Genomic DNA, 26,868 nt, shown 5'->3' on the forward strand with positions numbered 1-26,868 from the left:
CGCCGCGCATTTTATCGCAAAAAAAGGAGCTTGTCGTACAGTAAGCAGGCGGTCCGCATCTGCAAGAAAAGGGATTTGTAGTTGACCGTCGGGCCGCAAGTTGTCAAAGTTCTGGCCGAAATTTCAAGGTCACAGCGAGGCGAATCCCATGGGCGAAGAGTTTGCACCGAAAGAATCGGAGTTGAGCCAGATCTATCGGGAGGGCGAGGTTTCCGTCCAGATCGATATTTATGAAGATGGTGAGGGCGGCTGGCTGCTTGAAATCGTCGATGAACACAACAACTCAACCGTTTGGGAAGACGCGTTTGAGACTGAGCGGGAAGCGCTGGATGAAGCGCTCGATGCTCTTAAAGAGGAGGGGATCGCTACCTTTGTTGGGCCAGTTCAGGAAGCCGATGGCAGCTGGTAAGCCCTCTTCAGAATGAATCGGCTGACTGGCAATTCCCAGCGGGAGTTGTGGCAAAAGTCGGCTGACATTTGTTCAAACTGCTATGGTTAATGTGAGAAGGGAATCGCGACTGTGTAACAGCACACCCAATCACAGTGCCGCCGCGAGACAATGGTGGAATCCAGGTCTCCGGCGGTACTACCTAACCTGCGGTTACCCTCCCCATGAACCTGCGCTACCTTATTCTGCTGGTGACTATATTAAGTCCACTGGTATCCGCAGAGAGCATCCGCCTTTCCAATCGACAGCTGCTCACCACTGACCTGAAAGAAGCCCGACTTATCTCCGAATTGAGTGGCTATGCCATTGTTGCCGGGCGCCATTGTCTCGATTGCGACGAGAACCTGGCAATTTATATACAGAGAGTTGGCCGCGCCGATATGGGGATAAACCCAGAGAAAATTGGTATTGAGGCTGATCGCTATACCTATCCCGGCCGCTATCTAGATTACATGACCAAGAAACTGGTGGAAAAAACCCGCATGTTTTATGGGCTCTGTCACGAGGGGCAGCCGTCGCTTTTATGGCTAACGGAATATAGGGAGGGTGAGCGCTGGGTAAAATCAGAATACTTAATATTAATTGGCGAGGATGGATTAAAACATCGCTATACCGAGAACCAGCAGCCGAGCCTGTTTTATATCGGAAATTCAAATTGTACAGAGCTAGAAGGGTTTTTAATGGAGATGGAACCCTGATTGCTTTTTGCTGGATTAGATATAAATTCTTTTAACAATAAAAAAACCCCGCTGGAGGGCGGGGTCACAAGCTCTGTTGAAATTAGGTCTAATTACTTTACGGGTTCAAAAACAATCTTCAGTTTTTTCTTGCCCCAGGCGCGGGCTTTCTTAATGTCTTTCTCCATCCAAACATCGATTCGGTTAGTAAAACGCTTGTTCATACGGTCGCGCACGGTATAGGTGCCAGGCAGACCTTCAATTTTAACTTTGGCGCCGTTAGTCAGACCGTGTTTTTCCAGGTCACGGGATACGGCGATAATTTTGTCACCGGGGCGCAGGCGGTTGTTCCAAGCTGCTACCCAGGGATCACTGTCAGTTTGTCCGGGTACAGAGTTGTAAGCAGTTGCGTCAACAATCATGGTTTTCTTAAGTGCTGCTGAGGCATTAACGCTTACACCGATAGCGAGCAAGGCAGCAATAAAAAAGGCAGTATTTCGCAGAGTCTGTTTCATCATGTCCCATTACCTCCAGGTCATAAATGGTCACAAGCCAAGGGCTGCTTGTGAAATTTCCAAGTTTGTTTGGAAATCGTTGATCAATATTTAATCAACGCTGGCTATATTACCGGCGATTCCTGAGGGATCAACTTTTTCCTGCAAAGCGAGAAAAAGCCGTATGAATTGGCGGGTTATTTACAGAAAATAAAAAAATGGCTTAATTTTCAGATATAAAGAACAATAAAATTGCGCTGTATATATTTTGTACAGAAGGAAATGGCCGGATAGAACCCAGCTCCTTGGTAAATGGTTTCAAAAGAGAAAAATTGCGTGACAGCGATGTCATTCTAAAGAGTCGTGCTAGGAGTGGTGGAGGGCATTGCTTAGCATGACTGGAACAGTAAAAAATTCCTCATAAATTATTTGTGACTTATTCTCCATATATTGCTGATATGACAAAAAACAGCAGGTTTTAGCGGAAAAACCGGTGCGTCACATTAAAAAGTGCAGGGAATCCCCAGTACTTACAGCGCGGTTTCGGGGTTTTCCTGTATCGGTTCCACCTGGCTGCGCAATGCGGATAAGTAGTCACTGTCTTCCTGGAGGTCCGGCAGCTTGTGCTGCATGTCCAGCTTCACCGTTTTTTCCAACCAGATGATGGCTTCCTCCAGATTGCCCTGCCATTCACAGACTTGCCCCAGGTTGAAATAGGTGATGGCAAGGTTCTGCCATTCCGCCTGTTCGCGCAGGCCTTGGATTGCACTCTTATATAGAAGGTAAGCCGAGCGTAAAAGATGAGCTCGCTGAGTGTGCTCCTTCTCTGTTGCTGCTTGCTGATGGTAAGTGTGTGCCATGGCTGACCGCACTCTCGCGGTGGACTGCGGTAGCACCGCGCCCTTATCCAGGTAATTGAGGACCGATTCGAACTGTGCGCGGGCAAGGGGGTAGAGGTCAGGTCGCGCTTGGGCGCTAAATGCATTGAGCACAATGCCGTAGCGGTAGCGCAAGGCCTGTTGTTGATCCGGATAGTCGGACAGTGAGGAGATGGCCTTTTCGTAAAGTGGCAGTGCGTCGGCGTAGTTGCCCGTGCGGGCGTAGGTTTCAGCCTCAGTAACCAATGCCAGGGAGTGTTGGGCTTGGGATAGATGGTGCCCTAATTGTTGTTTCCCGGAGTTTGAGCTTATGGATATTGCTGCTAGCAATACGGCGATGCCAAGCAGTGTATAAAACAGCATGAGCAGGTTTGAGAGATGTTTGTGCATAGGCACTTCCCGCAGGCTACTTTGGGTGGACAGTAAGAGACCCGGAGATATGGGCCCCTTACGTCAGTAAATGCCTATTTATCCAGTTGTGCCAGTAGCCCCTGTAGCGGATGGCGCAAGGATACGCCTGCAAAGCGATTGGCCTGGCAACGACAGGAATAGCCGGTGGCCAACTGGTTTTCGCTACTGTTCAATCGGGGCGCCCAGGATTGTTGGAAAATGACTCGTGAGGTCTCTTTGTGATCTACTTCGTGGCCATAGGTACCGGCCATACCACAGCAGCCGAGGCTTTCGGTAGCGAGTTCCAGGCCCAGGGCAGTGAAAACATTTTGCCAGTCTTTCACCGAGGCGGTGGCATTGGTTTGTTCACTGCAATGGGGCAGAAGCTGGAAGCTGGCGGGTTCTATGCGGTGGCGCTGTTGTTCCAGGTGCTCCCGCTGGGAAGCCAGCCATTCCTGCAACAACTGGACCTTGGGGGCCCCATCGCCCATCAGCTTTTTATACTCCGAGCGATAAGTCAGGGTCATTGAGGGGTCGATGCCCACAAGGGGAATACCGCTGGCGGAGAGGTCGTTAAGCATCTGGCTGTTTAATTCAGCGACCCTCTGGAACTGGCGCAGGAAACCGTGCACATGCAGGGGTTTGCCGTTGGCGCGGTAGGGCGCCAGCATGGGGACAAAATCGAGCTGCTTTAGCAAGCGCACGATGTCGGCAACCACTTGGGCATCAAAGTAACTGGTAAAAGCATCCTGCACTATCACCACTGCGCGACTGCGCTGTGCCGGGCCCAAGGACTCCAGGCAGGCGGCACTGGCGACAGGCACACCCAGCTCCGCCATAGTCGCTTTCAAGGTTTTTTCCGATAACAGTGGGCTGTCCACCATGCCGAACAGGCGCTCCATCAGGAAGGAAACTGGCTTGAGTTTTAGTGGCCAGTTGTATAACTGAGGTAGCTTGGCCAGGTGTGGCATCAGGAATTCCAGCCCACCGACGGCGTAATCTTTTAGCGGACGCAAATAGCGGCTGTAGTAGAGTTCGAGGAATTTGCTGCGAAACTCCGGCACATCCACTTTTATCGGGCACTGCCCCACACAGGATTTACAGGCCAGGCAGCCTTGCATTGCCTCGTTAACTTCGTGATTGAAATCGTACTCGCCACGGGTTTTTGCCAGGGAATTGATAATGCGCTTGGGGAGTCCGACAAAAAAGGAGCGTTCCCGCAGGCGCTGGGCACTGGAGACCGCATCAACATTTTTTTCGCTGAGCAATCGCAGCCATTCGCGCATTAAAGAGGCGCGCCCCTTGGGAGAGTGAATACGGTTGCGAGTGGCCTTGTAGGAAGGGCACATGGCATCGTCGGGGTTCCAGTTAAAGCAAGCACCATTGCCGTTGCAGTGCACACCTTCCTCATAGCCCTCCCAGACCTGGGCGGGAATTTGTCTGTCCCGCTCGCCTCGGGTGGATACCTCGTCAATTTTCAGCAGCTGGCTGTCATCACTGGGAGTAGCTATTTTCCCCGGATTGAGTTGGTTGCGAGGATCGAAGGCGGCTTTGATTTTTTGCAGCTCTGGGTAGAGCTCGCCAAAAAATTCCGGTGCGTATTCAGACCTGACACCTTTCCCATGCTCCCCCCACAAAAGGCCCTTATATTTCTGTGTGAGGGCGACCACCTGATCGGTGATCGGACGAATTTGTGCGGCTTGCTGGGGGTCTTTCATATCAATTGCCGGGCGCACGTGCAGCACGCCCGCATCGACATGGCCAAACATACCGTAGTCGAGATTGGCCTCATCCAATACCGCGCGGAACTCAGCGATAAAATCCGCCAGGTTTTCCGGTGGTACTGCCGTGTCCTCGACAAAGGGAATTGGGCGTTTTTCTCCCTGGGCATTGCCCAGTAAGCCCACGGCCCGTTTGCGCATGGCCCAGATTCGATTGACCTCGGCGTGGCCTCGGGCAATGGAATAACCGAAACTTTTACCTGCCTGGCCAATAGCTTCATCAATATGAGCAGTAAATTGGGCTAGTGCCTGCTCCAATTCCTCTTCGCTATCGGCGGCGTACTCGACTAAATTAATGCCCTTGACCGGGCGATCATCCGCTGGGAAAAATTCACTGACGCTGTGCCAGACGATATCTTCCATCGCCAGCTGCAACACTTTGCTGTCCACTGTCTCGATAGACATGGGACCGGCCAGCATCAGGTCTTTGGCGTCGCGTAGCGCCTCTTGAAAATGGTCGTACTTTAAATTGACCAGAGCGACACATTTGGGAATTGGCAACAGGTTGAGTTTTGCCTCGGCGATAAAACCCAGGGTTCCCTCTGAGCCACAGAGAACACTATTGAGGTTAAAGCCTTTGTCGTCGCGAATATGAGCCAGGTCGTAGCCGGTGAGGCAGCGGTTGAGCTTGGGAAACTTTGCTGTGATTAACTCTGCTTTTGTACGCGCGATAGAATCACAGACTTGGTGAACCTGTGCAGAGCGTTTATCCCCGACACTAACTTGTGCCAGCTCCTCATCGTCGATCGGGGCCGAGCGCCAAATCTCACCGCCTATTAATACGGTGTGTAACTCCAGCACGTGATCGCGGGTTTTGCCGTAGACACATGAACCCTGGCCCGAAGCATCGGTATTGATCATGCCGCCAATGGTTGCCCGGTTACTGGTGGAAAGCTCCGGAGCAAAAAAGAGGCCGTGGGGTTTGAGTGCTGCATTCAGTTGATCTTTGACCACACCGGCCTGTACCCGGACCCAGCGCTTCTCAACATTGATTTCGAGAATCTGGTTCATATGGCGGGAGATATCCACAACCAGTCCATCGGTCAGGGACTGGCCGTTTGTACCGGTACCACCGCCACGGGGGGATAGCACTACCGAGTGGAACTCCTCTCTGTCAGCCAGCTCGGCGAGCAGCTGCAAGTCACGACTGTCGCGGGGATAAACAACGGCCTGGGGGAGGACCTGGTATATCGAATTATCGGTAGCCAGGACCGTGCGGCTGGCATAACTGGGGGTGGTATCGCCACGGAAACCTGCGTCCTTCAGTTCCTGCAAGAACTGCAAATAGAGCGCCTGAACCTCGTCGACTTCGCGCAATGCTGGAATCATGAGCTAATCCGTACTTTCCGGGAGGTATGGGCCGCATCGCAGACCGGGGACTGGCGATAATAGTGCGCGCAGCGCTAAATCTCGGAATGAACGCGGCTTTGCATTGTAGCTTTGGTTTGCATTTGCGCAAGCCACGGCGACCTTGCAGGAGATTTTCAAAAACTTATACAAAGACAGAGCTTGTATAAGTTTTAGTGGCAGACTATAAAAAAGGTAGGCCATTACCTGCACACTTTGTGACTATGAATATTCAATTCCTGCCGCATAAGATTCCCGTTGGTATCAGCCGCTGTGCCGTGGGTGATCCAGTTCGATATAACGGTAGCCATAAGCACAGCAAAGTCTGCACTCAGCTGCTGGGTAATTGCTTTGATCTGCAAGCTTACTGCCCGGAAGTGGCAATAGGCTTGGGAGTGCCCCGCCCGCCAATTCACCTGATTGTCAGTGATCGCCTGCGCGCAGTTGGGCGCGATGACACCAATATCGATGTGACAGAGGATCTTGAGGCTTACGCAGATGAGATAAGCCCGGAGGTCGAGCAGTTGCGCGGTTTTATCCTGATGCAAAAGTCTCCCAGCTGCGGTGTGCGTACTACCCCCCATTACAAAGAAGATGGTCGCGGTGTACTGGCGCATTCGGCAGGTCTATTTGCTGCGCGTGTGAGAGAGAATTTTCCCCACCTCCCAATGGAGGAAGTAGGGCGACTGAATGCCAGCGATATTCGCGAGAACTTTTTAACCCGAGTATTTGCTTACGATGCCTGGCATCGCTATGTATCGCCGGATCCTCGCCCCGCTAAAGTTATTGAGTTTTACACCGCTTATAAGTACCTCTTGTTAGCCCATAGCCAGCCTCTGACCCGTACCTTGGGTCAGTTTGTTTCCAACTCTCGTGCGGTGACCCCTGAAGAGTTCGCTTATGAAATTCGTGGGCGGATTATGGATATTCTCTCCCAACATGCATCGCGCAAGGATCGAACCAATGCACTGATGCACAGCCAGGGGCATTTAAAGGGCTATTTAAGCCGGGAAGAGCGGGCTGAGCTGGCCCAGCTTATCGAGGAGTACCGGCAAGGGCATAAACCGATTTCGGCGGTGCTTACTATGCTCCGTCATTACTTGCCGAGAAGCCCACACCACTTTATCCACAGCCAGGTCTTGCTCGCTGCCGAGCCGGCTGAATTAGGTTTATGTGAATTTCGATAATGAGCGTCATGTCCGACCCAGAAGTTGTTGAAAAAAACTATTTTCCGATTCGAGAGATAGCCCGAAGGACCGGGGTGCACCCTGTGACCTTGCGGGCCTGGGAGCGCCGCTATGGTTTACTAAAACCCATGCGCACCAGCAAAGGGCATCGCCTTTATAGTGAAGAGGAAGTCGAGCAGATCGAAAAGGTCCTGCAATGCCTCGCCAGGGGCGTTTCCATTGGTCAAGTGCGAAACTTGTTAGCGCGAGAGCAGGACAAATTGGGGTTGCCAGCGACTACAGGCGATGGAAAAAACAATTGGCAGGCGATGCTGGATGAAACCTCCAGTCTTCTCAGAGACTTTGCAGAACCCCAGCTGCGCCGCCGTCTCGATCAGTGGTTTTCCTCATTCCCTGCCGCTTTGCTGTTGGAGCACTGGCTGAAACCTTTGCATGTGCGGCTTGAGCGATTTCGCCTACCTGAAGCCCATGGAGCGCAGATATTTTTCTGGCCTCTGTTAAAGGAACAGCTACTTCTGGCTAATGGTATGGCCAGGAAAAACCTGGACAAAGACAAGTCCCAGGCGAAGCCCCGTGTTCTTTTACTGGAAATTGGCGTTCAGGGCCAACAGGCATTTATACAGATGTTTATTGCGGTACTCCTTGCCGCGGGAATAGAGGTTGTTACCCTGACTTATCCTGCGGGATTATTGGAGCTGGGAAGTACAGTCAAAAAACTGGGTGCTCAGGGAGTGCTTTGCTATAGCCACAAGGCTCTGCCGAAAAATATTCTTGAACGTGAGTTACCAAGTGCTGTTCAGGGGATGACTGATCCTCTGTGGCTTGCGGGTGATTTTATTGAGGTGCAGCGCTTGGCTTTGGCTGATTTAAACCAACTCCCTTTAACAAGAGTACTTGCCGGAAATACAGAGAGCGCAGTTACACAATTGCGGGAGTCTTTTAAGCTATGAGTCGCCCAGTGACTTTGCCGCGTGGCCTGGTATGGCTACGCAGTGACTTACGCCTCAATGATAATTCAGCACTTTACCAAGCCAGTATGCAATGTAAGGAGGTGGCTGCTGTATTTATTGCCTGTCCAGATACCTGGCAGAGCCAGGATGAAGGCAATCCGTTGGTGACTTTTCGTATCGCCTGTTTGCGTGAATTACAAGATGGATTAGAGGAGCGCAATATACCGCTGTACTTCGTTGAAGTTCCTACTTTTGCTCAGGTTCCAGGGGTTCTTCAGCAAATAGTTGAGCGCCTGGATGTCAATGCTCTCTATGCGAATGCTGAATATCCACTCAATGAGCTACGTCGTGATAATGCAGTAAAAGATTTACTGACAAATGAGGGGGTTCAGGTTCAATTCTATAGTGACCGCACCCTGCTTCCACCGGGAGCAGTAAGAACCGGCGGAGGGGAACCCTACAAGGTGTTTACCCCCTTCAAGCGTGCACTGATTCAATTGTGTGCCGATAGTGAAGTAAAAACCTTGCCTAAGCCTCGGAAAATTTCTACCCGGGAAAATGAAGCACATTGGCCAAAGTGGCTTTCTTTATCTGAAGGGCAGAAATTAAGCCAAAAGATTCCAACGCAACTGTCGACATACTCGATAGATAAGATCGACGATGCAGGCCTGATTAAAGGTTGGCAAGCAGGAGAAAAGGCGGCACTGAAACGGCTCAAAAAGTTCGGTGGAAAAATATCTGCTTATCAGGCAGAGAGAGACTTTCCAGCACTTGATAGTACCTCCTGCTTATCCCCCTACCTAAATAGTGGTGCTGTTTCGATTCGCCAATGTATAGCTATGGCGTTGGATATGAATGAGGGACGTTGGCTGGGTGGAGATGATGGGGCGGCCTGTTGGATTAGCGAATTAATTTGGCGGGAGTTTTATACCCATTTGTTGGTGGACTTTCCCCGTCTGAGTAAAGGGAGGCCATTCAAGCAGGAAACTGACCAAATCCCCTGGTCCTACAATAAGGATCAGTTTGAGCGTTGGACTTTGGGGGAGACTGGGATTCCGATAGTTGATGCAGCGATGCGACAGTTAAATGAGACTGCCTGGATGCATAATCGATTGCGTATGATAGTAGCTTCATTTCTCAGTAAAAATATGCTGATAGATTGGCGCTGGGGTGAGCGCTACTTTATGCAGCGCTTAATTGATGCAGACTTTGCTTCCAACAATGGGGGCTGGCAGTGGACTGCCTCCACGGGTACTGATGCTGCACCCTATTTTCGTGTATTTAATCCTTATAGTCAGTCGCAACGTTTTGATCCCAATGGAGATTTTATCCGCAAGTTTATACCTGAGCTAAAGGAGCTGAGCGACAAAGCCATACACGAACCACCGCCGACTCAAGGCTATCCTCAAGTGATTTGCGATGTGGGGGCTGGACGGAAGCGAGCGATTGAAGTTTTTGCCAATTTGAAGTGAATTTGAGTGCGACAATGCGATTTAGAACGCTTCATCCTCAGTATGAGCCACGATAGATAGCTCGCCATTTAAATCGAGTTCCACAGATAAAACGATAGGCCTACAGCAAACTTGGCAGTCCTCAGTGTACTGTTGAGGCAAAACTGATGAATCAACCAGTATTTTTATGATTTCACCACAATAAGGGCAGCAAATACTTCTCTCCACTATTACCTCTGGCACAGGATAACTCCGTCTGGTGATTGTCAGATTCCCTTCTTTAGTCCATGCAAATTAATAGCATAACTATACTTCAACCCTTGCCTATTCAGAGGATGGCTCCGCAATTTCACTAGGTATTATTCAGCGATAGAAATCAAAAGAATTAGACAGGAAAACTATTTTGAAACTCTTGTCGAAGGCAAAATTGAAAATCAGTTTGAGAGTTTAGGGGGCATTGATTTCTACTTCAAGTGAGCGGACCTGTACTTGGGCCAAAATTAGCCTGCATGAGGTTGTGAATTCTAAAACCCGTTCACAAGGGTGAATATAAAAAGTAGAGGCTTGTGACTAGTATCGCTATCACTGATGAGGCGGGCTGTTGGGATGTCCCCCTTTTTCGATTATAGTGGCCCAATTATAAGTATAGATAGAAGGAATGCCGAGTTTAGCTAGGTATGAGTCGTCATTATGGGGTACTTTCTTGAGTTTGGATTTTTGGGGCTTTTCGTATCAGCATTCTTGGCAGCGACCATTCTGCCGCTAAGCTCAGAAATTGTAATGACTGGTCTATTGCTCCAGGGGCTCTCCCCTTGGGCCCTGATAATAGTCGCCACTACTGGGAATGTAGCGGGCTCTCTTCTCAATTATGCATTAGGCTACTGGGCCAGTTTGGGCGTGATCAAGAAATGGTTGAGAATGTCTGAAGAGGAATTTGTAAAGGCTGAACAGAGATTTAAAAAATATGGAGTATTCTCCCTGTTTTTTTCCTGGGTGCCTATTATTGGTGATCCCCTTACTGTAATGGCCGGTATTCTAAGAATTCGCTTGGTTTGGTTTTTGTTGTTGGTTGCCATGGGTAAATGTCTACGCTATCTGGTGGTTTGCTATATGGTATTGCAAGCATCTTGATATGGATATTAAGTTGAGAAGAGAACTTGGGTTGGAATTTTTTAGGGGTGGAATTTGATTTAGGCGATCATCTTTTTGAATATGCAAATAGTTATTTGTGATCTGGTTTGGGTAAACTTCATGTTTTCATGTGGTGTTCCTGTCGTTATGTAATGTAATTACCACAACATCCCTTAAAGCTTCCCCGGGAAAAAGAGGAGTGATGGGGCTTACGTAGTGTTTGAGTGACCTATCGTTCAAAACCAAAGCTTTTCCAGGGGTTAGTGTGCCATGAAATATAATTTCATTTTCATCCAAGTTGCTGATAAATGATTCGCCTCCATTGACATTGTTTCTATTAATACAATTAATCGCTACATAGTCGAACCCATCTTGGTGAAACCCCTCGGGGGTGGGATAAGCGTTGAATTCATCTGTAGCACGAACTCTTATCTGGTGGCATCCGACCTGATACTCGTTTGCCGGTATATATTGGCTGGATACTAGGTGCCTTACAATGTTCTGCGAAAATATTCTAGCACTTGGTTCCAGTGCGGGGTAGTGACGCTCTATATCCCCGAGGTATTTGTTAATCGTTTTACTTTGCATGAAAATGGTACTAGAGCTCCATTCGATTGAGTTGCCACGATATAATCCTGAGCAATATGTTCGATAACGATATGAATATTGGGATTTTAAATATTCATCTGGAGGGAGTCGAGCAAAGCTGTCCTCAAGATCCTCAGGGATATGTCTACGAATTTGGGTAAACTGAAACATCTGACTTGCCTCATAATACGAATAAGATGAGGTTTACATTAGGATTTTAATGTAAATGACTGTTCTTCAAAATTTTTAAACGCCGTTTTTTGTTTGTAAGATATTAAATTAATCTGGGAAGGGAAGCTAATGGCTAGGCCTCCCTCCTGATTTAATAGACTGAATACTTATTGTAAGGAGAGTGAGGTAATTTAAAGGCTAACGAAATCTTGTAGCTTTTACTGGATTTCTTTTAAATGTTCCGGGTGTGCAGTAGAGATTTTGGCCTCTTGTAAGGCGAGCCTATAGGCTGTTGGAAATGCTTTCTCCCGAGATGTCTCGATATCTGGTTTTACACCAGTCCCCTCCCAGTTAGTTTTGGTAATCGGATTAACTGCCTTGGCGATAGGGATTGCTATTTTAAAGCCATTCCCAAGGGGGAAGTACTGCCAGGGATTTGCCCCACCTTTGGTAGCCTCTCCAATAATGGTTGCACGGTCCAGGTGCTTTAAATAGTACGCAAAGGCCTCTGCTGCTGAGAAGGTATCGCTACTGGTTAATATATATACCGGGGTGTCTGCTACCTTTTTACCCTGAACCTTTTCCTGACTCCATATCTCTGTAACATTGCCCGCGGGCTTCCAGTGGATGCTATTGAGGTGGGTGGGTTTATCAAAAAGATAACCGCTGATAAGGCCGCCCATAAAGCCATTACCACCACCATTCTTTCTCAGGTCAAAAATAATAGCGCTAGCATCTTGGATTAATGCCATAGCTGCAGCCACTCGACCTTGGGACTCCTCGTTAACATGGTCAAACCCCCAGAAATCAATATAGCCGATGTTACCCTCTAAAACTTCGACTCGGGTAAATCCAGAATTTTTTCTACTGAGCTTACTAAACCAATCCTCGTGTTTCGGCTGCTGTTGGGGAGATTCTGGATCATCCCAGCTTACGCCAAAGTGTTTATCATGCTTTGTTAAGGCGGATTTAATAATTCCAGCCACTGACTCTGTGTCAGTGGCTTGTCTGAATGCCTCTGACTCTGCAACTTTATTTAATGAAGAGTGAATCGCTTCCAGGTTTTCTTGCAGGACATAGTTGGAGGCGATCTTTTTCTCGATAGAATTAATAAGCTCCAACTTCCTTTCCTGAGAAATTTCAGTGCCGATTGCCGTAAGTGAACAGGAGAGCAAAAGTTAGGTTAGTAATTGTTTCATCTTATCCATGATTTATATTTACTTATTGGTTTTCAGGTGTTAACGATAACACGCAATCAAGTCGTAATAGATAGTCTCCGAAGCCCAAAGCTGGTTAACATTAAGTATATCCAGAGGCGCTAAGGGGCCAGTTTTGCACCTATACCGGGATTGGAGCTTGCCCTCCATCTTTGAAGATTAAAGTTAATCTAAATACAGCGAAAACTTGAGGGAGATTGCTGCGAGCCAGGTGAAAGGGGGTACGGGGCGCGGACGGGATATCAAAAAAGAACATCGTAATGAAGCTTTGTCCATAGCCCTGGGATTTTCCTGGCTCCGGTTAATAGTATTCAATTGCAGTGGGATGGGGTGATACCTTGCTTAAGTTTTACTCATTACTCGCTCTCTTTGGGGCGCCAGGATCGACCTGAGTAACTGAGACTAAAAATCTATTTCTAGTCGCGATCCACGCGAACACACTGGCCCCCGCATTATCTGCGGGAATACCTGAGAAAAGCTCCCTCTAATTCGAAATTGACGGTCATATAGCGGCACCGATTACCCAGATGGTTGTTACCTTAGCCCCTATAAATGGCTGCTAAATAGTGAAAAACGTGACAAATTTTACCCCCAGGTTCAGCTTGCAAAGTGAGGCTTTGAATGGTGAGGACGCCAATGTTTGGGCTGTGAGTGACCGGGCTCACGATCTCGCCAATAAAGGGGAGGATGTCATCTTTCTCTGTGTAGGTGACCCCAACTTTGACACCCCCGAGCCGATCCTTGACTTTGCCCGCGCTCGCCTGGGAGTGGGGCGCACCCACTATTCCCCTGCCGCCGGGGAGCCAATGTTGCGCAGGGCTATCGCGGACATCGAGAGCAAGGTCTCTCCCCACCCTTGTAACCCGGATGATGTTGTTGTTTTCCCCGGTGGAACCAACGCAATCTACGCAGTACTTGCCTGCCTGCTAAACCCCGGTGAGGAGATAGTAATTCCCGAGCCGATGTATATCGGCTATGTCCCCATTTGTGATGCCTTGCGCCTCTCCGTAAAACGGGTGACCTGCCCGGCGGAGACTAATTTCGCTTTTGATGTCGACGCTATTAAGGCCTCCATCAGTGAGCAGACCAAGGTCGTTATGATCAATACGCCGGTAAACCCGACTGGCGCGATGGCTACCCCTGAACAATTGCGCGAGTTGGCGGCATACTGCCGCGAGCGCAATATTTGGCTGGTATGTGATGAAGTTTATTCAATGATCACCTTTGCCCGCCGCCACACCTCTCTGCGTACGGCTGCGGAGTCGCTGGATAATATTGTTGTGGTTGATGGCTTGTCCAAATCCCACGCCATGAGTGGCTGGCGCCTGGGGTGGGCAGTGGCTCGCGGTCCCCTGGTAGATCGTTTGATTGCTTTTGCAGGGGCGACAATTTTTGGATGCCCTCAGTTCATCCAGGAGGCTGCAGCCTTTGCCCTGGAGTTTGATAGCTACTTCGTGAAGCAGATGCGGGATGCCTATCAGCAGCGTCGAGACCTGATTGTTGAGAGGATTGGCCAGATACCAGGCTTGAGTTGCTACAGCCCTGAAGCAGGGATGTTTGTAATGGTGGATGTCTCCAAGGTATCCAGCTCCGGGCAAACCTTCGCTGAAGCCCTTTTGGATGCTGAGCGGGTCTCGGTACTGCCTGGCGCGCCCTTTGGTAGCAGTTCAGTGAATCATGTTCGCCTCACCCTGGCGGCTGATGAGGCCGAGTTGTCGCGGGCCTTGGATCGCATTGAACAGTTCGTCACCAGTGGTAACCGCCAGGCCGGTTAGGCCTTTGCCGGGAGGCTGGTTGTCGCCAAAATCGCCTTTGAAGTGATGACAAGTTTCCCATGCCGGTGGCTGTAATGTTTATGCCACCGGCGAATACCGCTATCCTTGCCCCCTTTCAGATTCAAAAGAAAATAGCTCCGTGAAAATTGACCGGCATAATTTGCGTATTTTGCAGGCCCTGCAATCAAACGCACGTACAAGTAACCTGAATTTGAGTGAAAAAATTGGATTATCGGAAAGTGCCTGCCTGGCCCGGGTTAAACGCCTGACCAGTGAGCGCTATATCCGCGAGTTCTTTGCCGAGATAAACCTGGATAAAGTTCGGCATGCAGAGTTTTATGTAAACGTTGCGCTTAAGCGGCAGGATGCCCGTACCAGTGAGAACTTTCGCCGTATTATTAGCGATATTCCACAGATTGTTTCCTGTGTGAAGATGTCTGGTGAGTTCGACTATATGCTGCATTTCGTCTGCCCAGACGCAGCAGATTTTAATCGAGTCTCAGAGCAGTTGTTGGCCAATGAAGAGGCGGCGATTTCCCGTATGACTTCTCATTTGGTGATTGAGAAAACCAAGCCTTTTACCGGCTACCCACTGGAACTCTTGTTTCAGGACTGAGCCTTAAATTAACCGGTGCCCGTGATTTGCAGGGCGCCGGTTAATGTTCTCTGTTATGGGAAAACAATAAGCAGGCTGCGCTCAATCACCCAGTAGCAGGCAATGCCCCCCAGCGTATACGCGACCACCGTAGCGACTGGTATTCCGATACCTCCACCCTCCCCGAAAGAGTATTGTTCGCGGTTCCGAATGGCATACCCTGGCCAGTGTTTAAGGAGCTTTTGATACAAGTTGATCACTGCAAGAGCTGCGGTGATAAATACTAATTGCCCCACTTCCACACCGAGATTAAAAGTCAGTAATGCCTGGGGAATAGCCCCCTGGGGAAGCCCAATTTCCCCCAGTACACCGGCAAAACCCAAACCGTGTAAAAGTCCAAAAGCAAAGGCAATTGCCCATGGGTAGCGACTGGTCAAGCTGAAAACACCATGCCTCTGGCGTAGAGCCTCTCTGGCTGCCAGTAAAATACTGAGGGCGATAATCGCCTCCACTGGCGTTGATGGCAGATGGATATAGCCCAGTACGGCAGCTGCCAAGGTAATACTGTGGGCGATAGTGAAAGCAGTGATAGTGCCGATCAGCTGGCGAAGGCTTTGTTTGAGTAAGATCAGGGCCAAAACGAACAGCAAGTGATCGACACCGAGAAGAATATGTTCAACGCCCAGCACAAAGTAAGTTTGGGCGACTTGGAACTTGCTGGTGGGTTGGTCAAGGGTCCATTCTGGCTGGTCTGGTGTCAGTCGGATAACTTGCTCACGCCCATCCAACCAGGAGATCCGCACTAGCGCATCGGTCATAGTGCTCTGTAGGTCATCGATATGAATCGACAGCTGTTGTAGCTCCCTGGGGTGATGGATAGTCCAGTGCTCTGTGTAGTAGCCCTTACTTATTTGCGCTCTGGGTTGGCTTAGGGGGGAGGCAGCTTGGTCCAAATGGACATTCAGAGCGAGGCGAAGATCGCCTTGTGCGGGCAATCGCCAAAGTACTTTAAATAATTGTGCATCAACTTGAGTGATGCCCAGGTAAGCCGGGCGCAGTTCGTGGGCAGATAGTATTGGAGTAGAGCTGAGGAGCAGAATGAACAGGAGTGGCCGGATGTGCATCACTTGACGGCAACCTCGGCTGAGAAGTTATCCGGCTTGTGGACAGTGACCTCGTAGTTTTTACGGTACTGGAGATACTGCTCCTGCAGAATCTTCTTTTGCGCCTGGGATTGCCAATCATTTAGTACACGGCTGCGTATTTCAGCCAATGCCGGTAGCTGGGTGGACTTGATTTCCTCAAGGAGGACCAGGTGATCGCCGAAGGTCGAGCGGACTGGACCACTCCATTTGCCAATAGGCAACTTGGATAATTGAGCGGAAAATCCCAGCCCAAATTGCCTGTCTATTCGTGGCTCTGAAGTGTCGATAAAAGCAGCTGGCAGTAGGGTTGAGTCTCCAATCATTGGCGAAGCCTGATCGCTGTTTAGCTGCATGAGTAAGTCGTTAAAATCACGTGAATTTGATGAGGCCAGATCCACTGAGAAAAATCGTTGTTGGAAAGATAGGGTGGGGGGATTCTGGTATTTATCAGCCTGACCTTGAAGGAATTTCTCCAATACTCGATCGCCAGGGTCTTGAGTGTCAGCGAAATTACGCGCCGTAAGTTCCATTTTCATTCGTAGGCGGCGGCGGATTACCGTATCGTTCTCGGCTAATCCCAGGGCAAGCGCTTCCCTGTAAAGTATTTCCTCTCTTAGGTAATTCTCAATAAGTTGCTCCAGCTCGCTATCTGTGGGGTACCTGTGCCACTTGCGCTCAAAAACCGAACGTAGATGTTCGACGCGCCCCTCGCTGATAACAATCTCTTGTGCAGGCGGCTCCAGGATTTCTCCCAATCCCAATAGGATTAGGGCGATCGCAATAAAATACAGCAGGGGCTCTTTCGCCAATGACTTGAGGAAGGTAGTGGTATTCAAAAGCGCGGCCCTTATTTTGGAGTGGGTCGGAGTTGCGCTGTGGATTCTAATTATGGAAAGACATTCTCAGTTTGCCAGTAAGAAAATATTGATAAATCCATCGCTTTGTACCAAATTGGTGAATTGTTCCGGCGTATGGCGGGGTGTGGCTCATATATACTGTGACAGTACTCCAAAGCGGTGTTCCCCTTGTATAGGGGTGAGTAACAGAAATTAGAGGGGAGAATCGATTGAAATATTTGGGAAGAGTCTATTTGACACTCAATCTATTGGTTTTTGCTTCTATTGGCCTCTGGGCCCTGTTTAAACCGCAGAGCCTTGCGAATGAAGTGGATTTTTCATTTGATACCCCCGAAGCCATGCCCGAGTTTATGGCCACTTATGGCGGGTTTATGTTGGCCATAGCGGTGATTCTACTGGTGGCTTTGGCTATGCGCCCGCACCGCAGGGTTGCTTACGCTGCGATGTCTATCGCCTATATCGGCTTCGCTCTTGGGCGCCTCTACGGAATGTTATTTATCAGTGGTTTTGACCAGCGCAATTTAGTGCTTTTTGCTATCGAAGTCGTCTTTGTGATCTGGGGACTTTACTGTTACCGAGAATCCCGCTGGTTGCCTTTGCAACATGGCCATTAACACGGTTGTTGCGGCTAGTAGAAAGGAGCCGGGGGAACCCCGGCACCTATTTAAGTAATTTGAGTGGGTTAAGCGTGAGCTTTTGCGCCTTCTGCTGCGCTGTTGTCTATTTCCACCTCTTTTTCTCCCCCGTGTAATTGCCCATCCACCGCTTGCCGGAAGACTTGCTTGTAGTCCTTAAATTCTGTGCCCATCCAGCGATCCCACCAAGTGAAGTAAAAGCCGTAGTTGCCCTGGAAGCGCTGGTGGTGCAAGTCGTGGTGAGTCGTGGTGGTGAGCCTGTCCATAGGGCCGTCGACCCAGCTGCGCGGGTGGAACTCGCGGCCAGTGTGCAGCATGGCGTTGCGGAAGATGCTGATAAATAAAAAGGTGAACCAAATAGTTGGATTAAGCGGCAGTATCAGGGCAATAAGGGGAGAGAAAGCGCCCATCAGGACCGCTTCACCTACGGAAAAACTGTATGCCGTCCAGGGGGTGGGTGTTCTGGACTGATGGTGTAGGCGGTGGAAGTGTTTAAACACCTTGGGATGGTGCATACCTCGGTGGGTCCAGTAAAAATAAGCGTCGTGGATCAAAATCACTACTGGCAGGCTGGCAATACTCCACCAGAGTGGATAATCGCTCCACTGCCAGTAAAATTTGGTCAGTCCCAGATCGTGCATCATGGTGGTAATAACCCCTACCAGGGTAAAGATACACACCGTTAATAGTGAATAACTCACCTCCCGCCGAATATCTTTCCACTCGGCACGACGCTTTTGGATACGGCGCCGGTTCATCCAGGTGCGAAATAGCCAGCCGGCCAAAATACTCATTACTGAAGCGGCCAGCACATAGCGAAATAAACTCAACTGGAAATGTTTGGCTCCGTCCTGGGATATGTCGACTAAAAAATCCATATTCTCACCATCATTATTCTTCTATTGAAGGGAGACTCACCGGTGTTAAATCGGGTCTCGGTGAGCCGGGCACGCAGCGGGAAAATCGCTTTCACCGCGCTCCCAGTCTGGGAGCCTTTTACTTTGCGGGCTTACGGAATATGAAAAAATGCTGACGAATTCTTTCAGGAAAGGAGATTCAGGCGGGCAGCTTTTCCCGGCGGTACTCAGTGGGCGTTTGGCTGTGACGGCGCTTGAAAGCAGCGTTAAATGGGCTCAAGGAGCGATAGCCGATGTCCAGAGCAATGGTGAGTACTGGCAAATGGGCCTGCTCCGGATCTGCCAACCGGTTGCTGGCCTCGTCGATACGAAACTGATTTAGGTATTCGTTAAAATTACGATAACCCAGATGGCGATTAATCAGCACACGCAGCACATGTTCGCGAATATCCAACTGCTCCGCGAGCTCCCTGATAGTGAGTCCGGTATGGCGATAACCACCGTTGTGCATATGTTCCTGTAATTTTTGCAGCTGGGTCTGCTGTTGTTCATCCAGTTCAGGTGGCGGAGCTAAAGGCTGTTCTTCCTCCTCTGGCTCACTGCTCTTCGGGCGCGGCAGGGATTCTCCCAGAGCGCTGGGGGATAGGGCCAGCAACCATAGGCAGGCAACCAGTGACAACAGGCTGGCAAATAGTGCGTGCAGTGTCGGTACACCGTTGGGAAGCGGGCGGTAAGCAAAGATAGATTCTGCGCCAATTACCACCAGCATATAGGCGCCGACGGCGATAAGTAGGGTTGTGCGCAGGCGTCGGCGCTCTGCGACCAGGTCCAGGTGAAACTGCCGTTGTAGTGTCAGTAAGCCGAGGCTGATTAAACCGAGTTTGAGTAGCTGCGAAAGGGTAAAGAGTGGGGATTGCTGATCTGACGTCAATGGTAAGGGTGCGTGGTAGGCGACTATGCCGATGACCAGGGTAATACCAATCGGAATCCAACCCCACAGGGGAAAAGGCTCTTCCTCGCGGCATAACAGGTGAGTAAACAGCCAAAAAATTGCGGGAATCAGAGTAATTGGCAGGTTAAGCAAGAGCGCAGTAGGTCCACTCAATTGTGGCAGGATGGGCCAGAGTAAATAGCAGATCACGGCTATCAGCAGGGCCAGTAAGCAGCGCCCGGCAACAAGCCGGTAGTGATGTATAGCAACCTTGGTTGCTGCCAATAAAAGAAGAGCGCATGCACCGCCGGAGAAAAATAAGTAGCCGGCGGTCATCGTTTATCTCCAGCGCTCGGCCCAGGCATCCAGGACCTTGCTGCTATAAGTATGGCGGCCGTAGCTACCATTGTAATAGGCGAGGGCGTTGGCTAGATTGCCTTTGGCTTTTTTGATGTAGTGTTTAAGAATGGTACATCCGTACCTTAGGTTGGTGTCCATATCGATCAGGTTATCGTCGGGTCGACCGATTTCATTTTTCCAGAATGGCATTACCTGCATCATACCCAGAGCGCCAACGCGGGATATCGCATAGGGGTCAAAAGCACTCTCAATCTGGATAACCGCCAATACAATTTCCGGGCTCAGCCCGGCCCGAGTTGCCTCCCGGTGGACGGCTTTCAGTACGTGCATCCGCCGCTTGGGATCTTTGATATAGCGGGACAGAGGCTGGGATTTAGACATTAGCCACACTTCCGCATCGAAGCGGTCCACAAAGCTGTCGGCCTGGGTAACTGCGTCCTGCAGGGCGAGGCGCAACTCCGGGTCGATCTCGGCTCTACTGCTTTGAGCCTGGACGGCACAACAGGTAAGGCAGAGCAACAAGAGGGCGGTGGCTTTTTTTATCATGGGGTGATTCTACGAAAAGCCCGGCAAAATGGGCAGCGTGATTTTGTGACGCCGCCGATAAAAAGCATTTTTGCCGTAAGAGGTCCCGGCCTGCTTGGGGGCAGACCGGGCGGCTCGACAATTATTGATTAAATTTTTCCAATAACACTTCTTCGAGCTGGGATACGGCAAACTCCTGGCTTTCTGCGTCTCCACGACCTTTATATTCCACCACACCTTTTTCCAGGCCGCGATCGCCGATAACAATGCGGTGGGGAATACCGATCAGCTCCACATCGGCGAGCATAGCGCCCAGTCGCGCTTTGGCTTCGTCCATCAGCAATACATCAATACCCTTGCTGCGCAGGGACTCATACAGGTGCTCGCACTTCTCCCTTACCACATCGCTCTTGTGCATATTGATTGGCACAATCGCCAGCTGGAAAGGTGCAATCGCAGTGGGCCAGATAATCCCTGAGTCGTCATGGTTCTGCTCGATCGCCGCAGCGACGATTCGGGAAACGCCGATGCCATAGCAGCCCATGGACATAACCTGCTCTTTACCGTTTTCATCCAGTACTGTGGCATTCATAGCGCGGCTGTACTTGTCGCCTAACTGGAAAATGTGGCCGACCTCGATCCCCCGTTTGATTTCCAAGGTGCCCTGGCCATCGGGGCTGGCGTCGCCTGCCACTACATTGCGTAGGTCTTCGATGCGGCCCAACTCAACATCGCGACCCCAGTTCACACCGGTTAAGTGGTAGTCATCGCGATTGGCGCCGCAGATAAAGTCTGCCAGGTGCGCTGCAGAGCGATCCACAACAGTCTCGATCTTTATGCCCACCGGGCCCAGGGAGCCAATGTTGCAACTGAGTTCTTCGGCGATGCGCTCTTCCGAGGCGAACTGAATAGGGCTGGCGATTCCAGCTAGCTTCTCTGCTTTTAATTCGTTCAGCTCGTGATCGCCACGCAGTACCAGGGCAATTAATGGAGCGGTTTCACCCTCTTCGCACTCGCCCAGAACAATCAGGGTTTTTACTGAGTGGGCGGGATCACTTTTCAAAAACTCGCTGACATCGGCGATGGTTTTTTGGTTCGGCGTATGAACTTCCTGCATTTCCTGCGACGGAGCAGGGCGCTCGCCAGCTGGGGCAACCGCTTCTGCCAATTCGACGTTGGCGGCGTAGCGGGATTCTGTGGAGAAGGCGATATCGTCTTCGCCGCTCTGCGCCAGCACATGGAATTCGTGAGAGCTGGAGCCGCCGATTGAACCGGTGTCTGCCAGTACCGGACGGTAGTCCAGGCCAATGCGCTCAAAAATCTGGCAGTAGGCGCCGTGCATAATATCGTAGGTTTCCTGCAGGGAATCCTCGTTCACGTGGAAGGAGTAAGCATCCTTCATGGTGAATTCGCGCGCGCGCATTACGCCAAAGCGCGGACGGATTTCATCGCGGAATTTAGTCTGCACCTGGTAGAAATTGGCGGGCAACTGCTTATAGCTATTGATTTCGCCGCGGATCAGGTCGGTGATGACTTCCTCGTGGGTCGGGCCCAGGCAGAAGTCATTGTTGTGGCGATCCTTGATACGCAGGAGTTCGGGGCCGTACTGCTGCCAGCGGCCGGATTCTTCCCAAAGCTCTGCCGGCTGTACGACCGGCATCAGTACTTCCAGGGAGCCAGCGCGGTCCATCTCTTCGCGAACAATGCGCTCGACTTTGCGTAACACCCGCAACCCGGTGGGCAGCCAGGTGTAGAGACCTGAAGACAGACGGCGGATCATGCCGGCACGCAGCATCAGCTGATGGCTGATCACCACTGCGTCGTTGGGAGTTTCTTTTTGGGTTGCGATGAGATAACGAGATGCGCGCATAGGAATTATATGGATTCTATTACGGGTAAGCTGGCTATTTTACGCTATTCGCTGGGCAATAAATATTGCCTGGGGGCAGTATTGCCTCAATGCGGATTGCCTTTTGCTATACCGGGGTATCTATTTAGCAGGTGCCTGGGCACTGGCTTGGAATGGGAGTGAATAAAAAACCCCGCATAAGCGGGGTTTTTAAGCTGAGGCTTTACAGAGTGTATTAGTTCTCTGCCATTTCCTTCAGCTTCTTCAGTGGGCGAACTTTAACCTGGATGCTGGCAGGCTTCGCCTTGAAGGTAGTCTCTTCACCGGTGAACGGGTTGATACCCTTGCGAGCTTTCTTAGCCGGCTTTTTCACGGTGGTGATTTTCATCAGGCCCGGCAGGGTGAATTCGCCAACTGCGCGCTTCTTGATGTGGCCTTCGATGATATCGTTCAGCTCGTCCAGAACAGATTGAACCTGCTTGCGGGACAGCTCAGTGCTTTCTGCAATCTGATTAAGTACTTGAGTCTTAGTGTACTTTTCCTTGATTGCTTTTACTTTCTTGGCCGGTGCAGCTTTGGCCGCAGCTTTCTTTGCCGGGGCCTTTTTAGTAGCAGCTTTCTTGGAGACAGCCATGGCTTACTTCCTTCTTTGTTGTTCGGTATATATCCGGTAAAAGTGTGTTTTTTCTCCCGCTGCGCTGCATCCGTTACGGGTGTCTCAGCGGGTGATGGGGGAAGTATATATAGTTTTTGTTCGGCCGCACGAAGAAATACTAGAAAAATAGTGCTTTTTTTACATTTTTTAGCCTCACGTCGCCTTTATGGGACGCTTTACCCAGGGAAAAGACCCATGCAGCTTCTTACCTCTGTAGGCCTCATGTATACTCTCTCCCCCTTTTTTTAAGCACCAGGTACTGTGTAATGCCGATATATGAATACCAGTGCAATGCCTGCGGCCATGAAATGGAAGCTTTGCAGCGGATGAGCGATGACCCGCTCAAAGACTGCCCAGCTTGCGAGAAGGCCGAGCTGCGCAAGAAAATCTCAGCGGCTGGATTTCGCCTGAAGGGCGCCGGTTGGTATGAGACTGATTTTAAAACTGGTAGCAAGAAAAACCTCGCTGGCGGTGACTCTGCCAACAGTGGTAAGGCCAAAAGCGACAAGTCTGGCACAGCGGCGGCAAAGACGGCCTAGGCGAGCTGTGCGGGGCTGTCCGTGCGGTGTAACCTCTAACTAATCTTTTCACCTATCGATAACGGGAATTTTCATCCATGCGCAGCGATTACTGTGGCGTCCTTCGTTCTGCGGACATTGACCGCGTAGTAACCCTCTGTGGCTGGGTCGACCGCCGCCGCGATCACGGCGGAGTGATTTTTATCGACCTGCGCGACCGCGAGGGAATTGTACAGGTGGTGTTCGACCCCGATGCGGCCGAACACTTCGAGATGGCCGATCGCGTGCGCAGCGAATATGTGCTTAAAGTGACAGGTCGTGTGCGCGCCCGTGCCCCAGAGGCCGTGAATCCCAATATGGTGACCGGTGAAGTTGAGGTTTACGGCACAGAGCTGGAGATCCTCAATACTGCTGAGACAGTGCCTTTCCAGCTGGATGAGCACACCGAGGTGGGTGAAGATATCCGCTTGAAATACCGCTATCTGGATCTGCGCCGCAACGAAATGCAGAACAACCTGTATTTCCGATCCAAGCTGACTACCGCAATCCGCAATTACCTGGATGAGCACGGCTTCCTCGATATCGAGACCCCAATCCTGACCCGCGCCACCCCAGAAGGTGCCCGGGATTACCTGGTGCCGAGCCGCACTCACGAGGGCAAGTTCTTCGCCCTGCCACAATCACCACAGCTGTTTAAGCAGTTGCTGATGGTTTCCGGTTTCGATCGCTACTACCAAATCGCCAAGTGTTTCCGCGATGAGGATTTGCGTGCTGATCGCCAGCCTGAATTTACCCAGATCGATATTGAGACCTCCTTCCTCGACGAAGAGGAAATCATGTCGATCACCGAGAACATGGTTCGCAAGCTGTTTAAAGAGCTTAAGGGTGTTGATCTGGGTGAATTCCCGCGCATGACCCACTACCAGGCGATGCTGCGCTACGGTTCCGACAAGCCGGACCTGCGTATTCCGCTGGAGATGGTGGAGATCAAGGACCTGATGACCGAGGTGGACTTCAAAGTGTTCTCCGGGCCGGCCAATGATCCGAAAGGGCGTGTTGCCGCGATCAAGGTGCCCGGCGGTTGTAAGAAACTGACCCGCAAGCAGCTGGACGATTACGGCAAGTTTGTCGGTATTTATGGCGCCAAGGGCCTGGCGTATATCAAGGTTAACGATCGCTCTGACCTGGAAAATGGTCTGCAGTCGCCAATCGTTAAATTCCTGCCGCTTGAAACCCGTGCAGCTATCCTCGATCGCCTGCAAGCGGAAGACGGTGACGTTCTTTTCTTCGGCTCGGACAAGGCCAAGATTGTTTCCGAAGCTCTGGGTGCATTGCGCTGCAAGCTGGGTGAAGACCTGGATTTGTACACCAGCGAGTGGGCGCCTTTGTGGGTTGTCGCCTTCCCAATGTTTGAAGAAAATGACGATGGCAGCCTGACTGCGTTGCACCACCCCTTCACTGCGCCCTCCTGTACCCCGGAAGAGCTGGAAAAGAATCCGCTCGAAGCACTTTCCCGCGCTTACGATATGGTGCTCAATGGCACCGAGCTGGGCGGTGGTTCTGTTCGTATCCACGACCAATTGATGCAGGAAGCGGTATTCCGCATCCTGGGTATCGATGCTGAAGAGCAGCGCGAGAAGTTCGGCTTCCTGCTGGATGCACTCAAATACGGTGCGCCGCCCCACGGTGGCCTGGCCTTTGGCCTGGATCGTCTGGTGATGTTGATGACCGGCAGTGACTCAATTCGCGATGTTATCGCTTTCCCGAAAACCCAGAGCGCCGCCTGTGTGATGACAGATGCCCCGGGTGCTGTAGATGCGAAACAACTGCGTGAGCTGAGTATTCGCTTGCGACAAAAAGAAGAGAAAATCAGCTGATTTTTCCCCGATGGGCCGAGCGAAGCGGGCCTATCCAATCGTAGTGATGGGCGATTCGCTTCGCTCTTTGGCCCATCCTACGCACTGACTGAAGAGAGACGGAAAATGGCCGGACATAGTAAATGGGCCAATATTAAGCACCGCAAAGCAGCTCAGGATGCCAAGCGGGGCAAGGTCTTTACCAAGATCATTCGCGAGTTGACGGTAGCCGCCAAATCGGGGCCAAACCCGGACGATAACCCGGCGCTGCGCGCCACTATCGATAAGGCTTTGGGCGCCAATATGAAGCGCGACACCATCGACAAAGCTATCGCCCGTGGCGCCGGCAATGCGGATGGTGAAAACTACGAAGCCGTAGTTTACGAGGGCTACGGCGTTGGTGGTGTAGCGGTCCTGGTGGAGTGCCTGACTGACAACCGCAACCGCACTGTGGCTGAAGTGCGCCACGCCTTCACCAAGCGCGGTGGCAACCTGGGTACCGACGGTTCCGTTAGCTATCTGTTTACCCGCAAAGGTCAGATGTTCTACGAGACCGGAGTGGATGAAGATGCGTTGATGGACGCAGCTCTCGAAGCCGGGGCTGAGGATATCGAATCCAACGATGACGGAAGTGTTGAAGTTACCACTGAATTCCAGGACTACCTGACGGTTAAGGACGCCCTGGTTGCAGCTGGTTTTACCCCGGACAGTGCCGAAATTGCCATGATTCCTTCCACCACGATTCCACTGGATAAAGACGGTGCTGAAAAAGTACTCGCTCTGATCGAGATGCTGGAAGACTTGGATGATGTGCAAAACGTTTACACCAATGCGGATATTCCGGCAGAGGTGATGGAGGAGCTGGGCTAAAGCCGGTTCCGTAACTGGAGGCGGCTACTGTCCCGCCTCTGGTTTTTTATCTTTTCAAGCCCTTCTTACTCCCCCTCCCTTGACGCTTCCTGTTCACCTTGGGACACTCCCACCACTATATAAACATACAGATATTTGGGGAGCTGCCTTTTGACCCGAATCCTGGGTATTGACCCCGGCTCGCGAAAAACGGGCTATGGAATTATCGATGTGGAGCGGGGCAAGGCTCGCTATGTGGCCAGCGGGGTGATTCGTATTCCCGAAGGTGCCCTGCCTGAGCGCCTCAAACTGATTTTTGATGCAGTGAGCCAGATCGCCCAGCAATACCAGCCTGCTCAGATGGCAATTGAAAATGTTTTTATGTCCAAGAGCGCCGGCTCCGCCCTGAAATTGGGACAGGCCCGGGGGGCAGCTATTGTGGCAGGGGCAAATAGTGGTCTGGCAGTAGCCGAATATGAAGCTCGCAAAGTGAAGCAGGCAGTGGTCGGCAACGGTGGAGCGGATAAATTGCAGGTCCAGCACATGGTGAAAACCCTGCTGTCCCTACCTGCGTCGCCCCAGGAGGATGCCGCCGATGCGCTGGCCGTGGCTCTGTGTCATATGCATACCGAGCAAACCCTGGTATTTACCGCTGGCGGTGCGCGCAGTCGTTTTCGTCGCGGCCGCCTGAGCGTGTGATCGGCTGGTAGAATTGGCCCCGTAAAGGGCGCAGACAATATAAACCTGGAAT

General features: G+C 51.0%; 26 protein-coding genes. 13 read left to right on the forward strand and 13 right to left on the reverse strand.

Annotation, left to right across the window (positions count from 1 at the left end; genetic code table 11):
* Window positions 1-148: 148 nt before the first annotated feature.
* Window positions 149-409, forward strand: a complete 261-nt coding sequence (locus tag ACJJIQ_RS24055) for a hypothetical protein (RefSeq protein WP_108731798.1) — start codon at window positions 149-151, stop codon at window positions 407-409.
* Window positions 410-612: 203 nt separating this feature from the next.
* Complete coding sequence (locus tag ACJJIQ_RS24060; protein WP_444918988.1) at window positions 613-1,146, forward strand: hypothetical protein; 534 nt, start codon at window positions 613-615, stop codon at window positions 1,144-1,146.
* Between the two features lie 92 nt (window positions 1,147-1,238).
* Here the strand turns inward: ACJJIQ_RS24060 and ACJJIQ_RS24065 are convergent, their stop codons facing one another.
* From ACJJIQ_RS24065 to ydiJ, 3 genes are all read right to left on the reverse strand, one after another.
* Window positions 1,239-1,643, reverse strand: a complete 405-nt coding sequence (locus ACJJIQ_RS24065; protein ID WP_238152122.1) for a 3D domain-containing protein — start codon at window positions 1,641-1,643, stop codon at window positions 1,239-1,241.
* Between the two features lie 506 nt (window positions 1,644-2,149).
* On the reverse strand, window positions 2,150-2,887 hold the full coding sequence (locus tag ACJJIQ_RS24070; protein WP_445363231.1) for a tetratricopeptide repeat protein: 738 nt from the start codon (window positions 2,885-2,887) through the stop codon (window positions 2,150-2,152).
* 74 nt (window positions 2,888-2,961) lie between these two features.
* The gene (ydiJ, locus tag ACJJIQ_RS24075) at window positions 2,962-5,997 is read right to left on the reverse strand and encodes a D-2-hydroxyglutarate dehydrogenase YdiJ (RefSeq protein ID WP_445363232.1); all 3,036 of its coding nucleotides are present in this window, start codon (window positions 5,995-5,997) and stop codon (window positions 2,962-2,964) included.
* A gap of 242 nt (window positions 5,998-6,239) precedes the next feature.
* Here ydiJ and ACJJIQ_RS24080 point away from each other — a divergent pair, with 242 nt between their 5' ends.
* The 3 genes from ACJJIQ_RS24080 to ACJJIQ_RS24090 are packed head-to-tail and all read left to right on the forward strand — an operon-like array spanning window position 6,240 to window position 9,624.
* A complete protein-coding gene (locus tag ACJJIQ_RS24080) occupies window positions 6,240-7,202 on the forward strand; it encodes a YbgA family protein (RefSeq protein WP_445363233.1) in 963 nt (320 codons plus the stop codon).
* Window positions 7,203-7,210: 8 nt separating this feature from the next.
* Complete coding sequence (locus ACJJIQ_RS24085; protein WP_445363234.1) at window positions 7,211-8,152, forward strand: MerR family transcriptional regulator; 942 nt, start codon at window positions 7,211-7,213, stop codon at window positions 8,150-8,152.
* The gene (locus ACJJIQ_RS24090; RefSeq protein WP_445363235.1) at window positions 8,149-9,624 is read left to right on the forward strand and encodes a cryptochrome/photolyase family protein; all 1,476 of its coding nucleotides are present in this window, start codon (window positions 8,149-8,151) and stop codon (window positions 9,622-9,624) included. Before ACJJIQ_RS24085 ends, ACJJIQ_RS24090 begins: the two co-directional genes overlap by 4 nt.
* 21 nt (window positions 9,625-9,645) lie before the next feature.
* On the opposite strand, the gene ACJJIQ_RS24095 is transcribed toward ACJJIQ_RS24090, so the two are convergent.
* On the reverse strand, window positions 9,646-9,846 hold the full coding sequence (locus tag ACJJIQ_RS24095) for a CPXCG motif-containing cysteine-rich protein (protein ID WP_445363236.1): 201 nt from the start codon (window positions 9,844-9,846) through the stop codon (window positions 9,646-9,648).
* Window positions 9,847-10,293: 447 nt separating this feature from the next.
* Between ACJJIQ_RS24095 and ACJJIQ_RS24100 the strand changes: the two genes are divergently transcribed.
* Window positions 10,294-10,734, forward strand: a complete 441-nt coding sequence (locus ACJJIQ_RS24100) for a YqaA family protein (protein ID WP_444892800.1) — start codon at window positions 10,294-10,296, stop codon at window positions 10,732-10,734.
* Between the two features lie 126 nt (window positions 10,735-10,860).
* Here ACJJIQ_RS24100 and ACJJIQ_RS24105 read toward each other — a convergent pair whose 3' ends face one another.
* Entirely contained in the window at window positions 10,861-11,493 is a 633-nt protein-coding gene (locus ACJJIQ_RS24105; protein WP_445363237.1) for a 2OG-Fe dioxygenase family protein, read from the reverse strand.
* Window positions 11,494-11,711: 218 nt separating this feature from the next.
* Window positions 11,712-12,614, reverse strand: a complete 903-nt coding sequence (locus ACJJIQ_RS24110; RefSeq protein ID WP_445363238.1) for a S41 family peptidase — start codon at window positions 12,612-12,614, stop codon at window positions 11,712-11,714.
* Between the two features lie 671 nt (window positions 12,615-13,285).
* On the opposite strand from ACJJIQ_RS24110, the gene ACJJIQ_RS24115 reads away from it, so the two are divergent.
* Both ACJJIQ_RS24115 and ACJJIQ_RS24120 read left to right on the forward strand, forming a co-directional pair.
* Window positions 13,286-14,485, forward strand: a complete 1,200-nt coding sequence (locus ACJJIQ_RS24115) for a pyridoxal phosphate-dependent aminotransferase (protein ID WP_413664405.1) — start codon at window positions 13,286-13,288, stop codon at window positions 14,483-14,485.
* Window positions 14,486-14,624: 139 nt separating this feature from the next.
* Complete coding sequence (locus ACJJIQ_RS24120) at window positions 14,625-15,101, forward strand: Lrp/AsnC family transcriptional regulator (RefSeq protein ID WP_108731811.1); 477 nt, start codon at window positions 14,625-14,627, stop codon at window positions 15,099-15,101.
* A 53-nt stretch (window positions 15,102-15,154) separates the two neighbouring features.
* Here ACJJIQ_RS24120 and ACJJIQ_RS24125 read toward each other — a convergent pair whose 3' ends face one another.
* Together ACJJIQ_RS24125 and ACJJIQ_RS24130 are read right to left on the reverse strand one after the other, a co-directional pair.
* Window positions 15,155-16,204, reverse strand: a complete 1,050-nt coding sequence (locus tag ACJJIQ_RS24125) for a HupE/UreJ family protein (RefSeq protein WP_445363239.1) — start codon at window positions 16,202-16,204, stop codon at window positions 15,155-15,157.
* On the reverse strand, window positions 16,204-17,061 hold the full coding sequence (locus ACJJIQ_RS24130; protein WP_445363240.1) for a peptidylprolyl isomerase: 858 nt from the start codon (window positions 17,059-17,061) through the stop codon (window positions 16,204-16,206). Before ACJJIQ_RS24130 ends, ACJJIQ_RS24125 begins: the two co-directional genes overlap by 1 nt.
* Before the next feature lie 230 nt (window positions 17,062-17,291).
* On the opposite strand from ACJJIQ_RS24130, the gene ACJJIQ_RS24135 reads away from it, so the two are divergent.
* Window positions 17,292-17,696, forward strand: a complete 405-nt coding sequence (locus ACJJIQ_RS24135; RefSeq protein WP_282934243.1) for a DUF4345 family protein — start codon at window positions 17,292-17,294, stop codon at window positions 17,694-17,696.
* Between the two features lie 68 nt (window positions 17,697-17,764).
* Here ACJJIQ_RS24135 and ACJJIQ_RS24140 read toward each other — a convergent pair whose 3' ends face one another.
* The 5 genes from ACJJIQ_RS24140 to ACJJIQ_RS24160 form a co-directional block, all read right to left on the reverse strand.
* A complete protein-coding gene (locus ACJJIQ_RS24140; RefSeq protein ID WP_444892806.1) occupies window positions 17,765-18,595 on the reverse strand; it encodes a sterol desaturase family protein in 831 nt (276 codons plus the stop codon).
* Between the two features lie 178 nt (window positions 18,596-18,773).
* Complete coding sequence (locus ACJJIQ_RS24145; RefSeq protein WP_108731816.1) at window positions 18,774-19,841, reverse strand: helix-turn-helix transcriptional regulator; 1,068 nt, start codon at window positions 19,839-19,841, stop codon at window positions 18,774-18,776.
* A 3-nt stretch (window positions 19,842-19,844) separates the two neighbouring features.
* Entirely contained in the window at window positions 19,845-20,411 is a 567-nt protein-coding gene (locus ACJJIQ_RS24150; protein WP_445363241.1) for a lytic transglycosylase domain-containing protein, read from the reverse strand.
* Window positions 20,412-20,532: 121 nt separating this feature from the next.
* On the reverse strand, window positions 20,533-22,260 hold the full coding sequence (locus ACJJIQ_RS24155) for a proline--tRNA ligase (protein WP_445363242.1): 1,728 nt from the start codon (window positions 22,258-22,260) through the stop codon (window positions 20,533-20,535).
* 214 nt (window positions 22,261-22,474) lie between these two features.
* The gene (locus ACJJIQ_RS24160; RefSeq protein ID WP_282934239.1) at window positions 22,475-22,873 is read right to left on the reverse strand and encodes an HU family DNA-binding protein; all 399 of its coding nucleotides are present in this window, start codon (window positions 22,871-22,873) and stop codon (window positions 22,475-22,477) included.
* Between the two features lie 287 nt (window positions 22,874-23,160).
* Here ACJJIQ_RS24160 and ACJJIQ_RS24165 point away from each other — a divergent pair, with 287 nt between their 5' ends.
* The 4 genes from ACJJIQ_RS24165 to ruvC all read left to right on the forward strand — a co-directional run bounded on the left by ACJJIQ_RS24165 (window position 23,161) and on the right by ruvC (window position 26,816).
* Window positions 23,161-23,433: an FmdB family zinc ribbon protein gene (locus tag ACJJIQ_RS24165; protein ID WP_282934238.1), complete on the forward strand. Its 273-nt coding sequence runs from the start codon at window positions 23,161-23,163 to the stop codon at window positions 23,431-23,433.
* 77 nt (window positions 23,434-23,510) lie between these two features.
* Window positions 23,511-25,289: an aspartate--tRNA ligase gene (aspS, locus tag ACJJIQ_RS24170; protein ID WP_282934237.1), complete on the forward strand. Its 1,779-nt coding sequence runs from the start codon at window positions 23,511-23,513 to the stop codon at window positions 25,287-25,289.
* A gap of 105 nt (window positions 25,290-25,394) precedes the next feature.
* Window positions 25,395-26,138, forward strand: coding sequence for a YebC/PmpR family DNA-binding transcriptional regulator (locus ACJJIQ_RS24175; protein WP_282934236.1), 744 nt, complete (start codon window positions 25,395-25,397; stop codon window positions 26,136-26,138).
* 150 nt (window positions 26,139-26,288) lie between these two features.
* Entirely contained in the window at window positions 26,289-26,816 is a 528-nt protein-coding gene (gene ruvC / locus ACJJIQ_RS24180; protein WP_282934235.1) for a crossover junction endodeoxyribonuclease RuvC, read from the forward strand.
* The last annotated feature ends 52 nt before the right edge of the window (window positions 26,817-26,868 follow it).

Source organism: Microbulbifer maximicatervae (SeqCode), assembly GCF_052468295.1.

Excerpts from the sequence above, each read along its gene's own strand:
- ACJJIQ_RS24085 (WP_445363234.1), top strand. The coding sequence starts at position 7,211 with ATGTCCGACCCAGAAGTTGTTGAAAAAAACTATTTTCCGATTCGAGAG.
- ACJJIQ_RS24140 (WP_444892806.1), bottom strand. The coding sequence starts at position 18,595 with ATGGATTTTTTAGTCGACATATCCCAGGACGGAGCCAAACATTTCCAG.
- ACJJIQ_RS24090 (WP_445363235.1), top strand. The coding sequence starts at position 8,149 with ATGAGTCGCCCAGTGACTTTGCCGCGTGGCCTGGTATGGCTACGCAGT.
- ACJJIQ_RS24145 (WP_108731816.1), bottom strand. The coding sequence starts at position 19,841 with ATGACCGCCGGCTACTTATTTTTCTCCGGCGGTGCATGCGCTCTTCTT.
- ACJJIQ_RS24175 (WP_282934236.1), top strand. The coding sequence starts at position 25,395 with ATGGCCGGACATAGTAAATGGGCCAATATTAAGCACCGCAAAGCAGCT.
- ACJJIQ_RS24105 (WP_445363237.1), bottom strand. The coding sequence starts at position 11,493 with ATGTTTCAGTTTACCCAAATTCGTAGACATATCCCTGAGGATCTTGAG.
- ydiJ (WP_445363232.1), bottom strand. The coding sequence starts at position 5,997 with ATGATTCCAGCATTGCGCGAAGTCGACGAGGTTCAGGCGCTCTATTTG.
- ACJJIQ_RS24065 (WP_238152122.1), bottom strand. The coding sequence starts at position 1,643 with ATGATGAAACAGACTCTGCGAAATACTGCCTTTTTTATTGCTGCCTTG.
- ACJJIQ_RS24160 (WP_282934239.1), bottom strand. The coding sequence starts at position 22,873 with ATGGCTGTCTCCAAGAAAGCTGCTACTAAAAAGGCCCCGGCAAAGAAA.
- ACJJIQ_RS24150 (WP_445363241.1), bottom strand. The coding sequence starts at position 20,411 with ATGATAAAAAAAGCCACCGCCCTCTTGTTGCTCTGCCTTACCTGTTGT.
- aspS (WP_282934237.1), top strand. The coding sequence starts at position 23,511 with ATGCGCAGCGATTACTGTGGCGTCCTTCGTTCTGCGGACATTGACCGC.
- ACJJIQ_RS24125 (WP_445363239.1), bottom strand. The coding sequence starts at position 16,204 with ATGCACATCCGGCCACTCCTGTTCATTCTGCTCCTCAGCTCTACTCCA.
- ACJJIQ_RS24155 (WP_445363242.1), bottom strand. The coding sequence starts at position 22,260 with ATGCGCGCATCTCGTTATCTCATCGCAACCCAAAAAGAAACTCCCAAC.
- ACJJIQ_RS24080 (WP_445363233.1), top strand. The coding sequence starts at position 6,240 with ATGAATATTCAATTCCTGCCGCATAAGATTCCCGTTGGTATCAGCCGC.
- ACJJIQ_RS24100 (WP_444892800.1), top strand. The coding sequence starts at position 10,294 with ATGGGGTACTTTCTTGAGTTTGGATTTTTGGGGCTTTTCGTATCAGCA.
- ACJJIQ_RS24055 (WP_108731798.1), top strand. The coding sequence starts at position 149 with ATGGGCGAAGAGTTTGCACCGAAAGAATCGGAGTTGAGCCAGATCTAT.
- ACJJIQ_RS24165 (WP_282934238.1), top strand. The coding sequence starts at position 23,161 with ATGCCGATATATGAATACCAGTGCAATGCCTGCGGCCATGAAATGGAA.
- ACJJIQ_RS24060 (WP_444918988.1), top strand. The coding sequence starts at position 613 with ATGAACCTGCGCTACCTTATTCTGCTGGTGACTATATTAAGTCCACTG.
- ACJJIQ_RS24070 (WP_445363231.1), bottom strand. The coding sequence starts at position 2,887 with ATGCACAAACATCTCTCAAACCTGCTCATGCTGTTTTATACACTGCTT.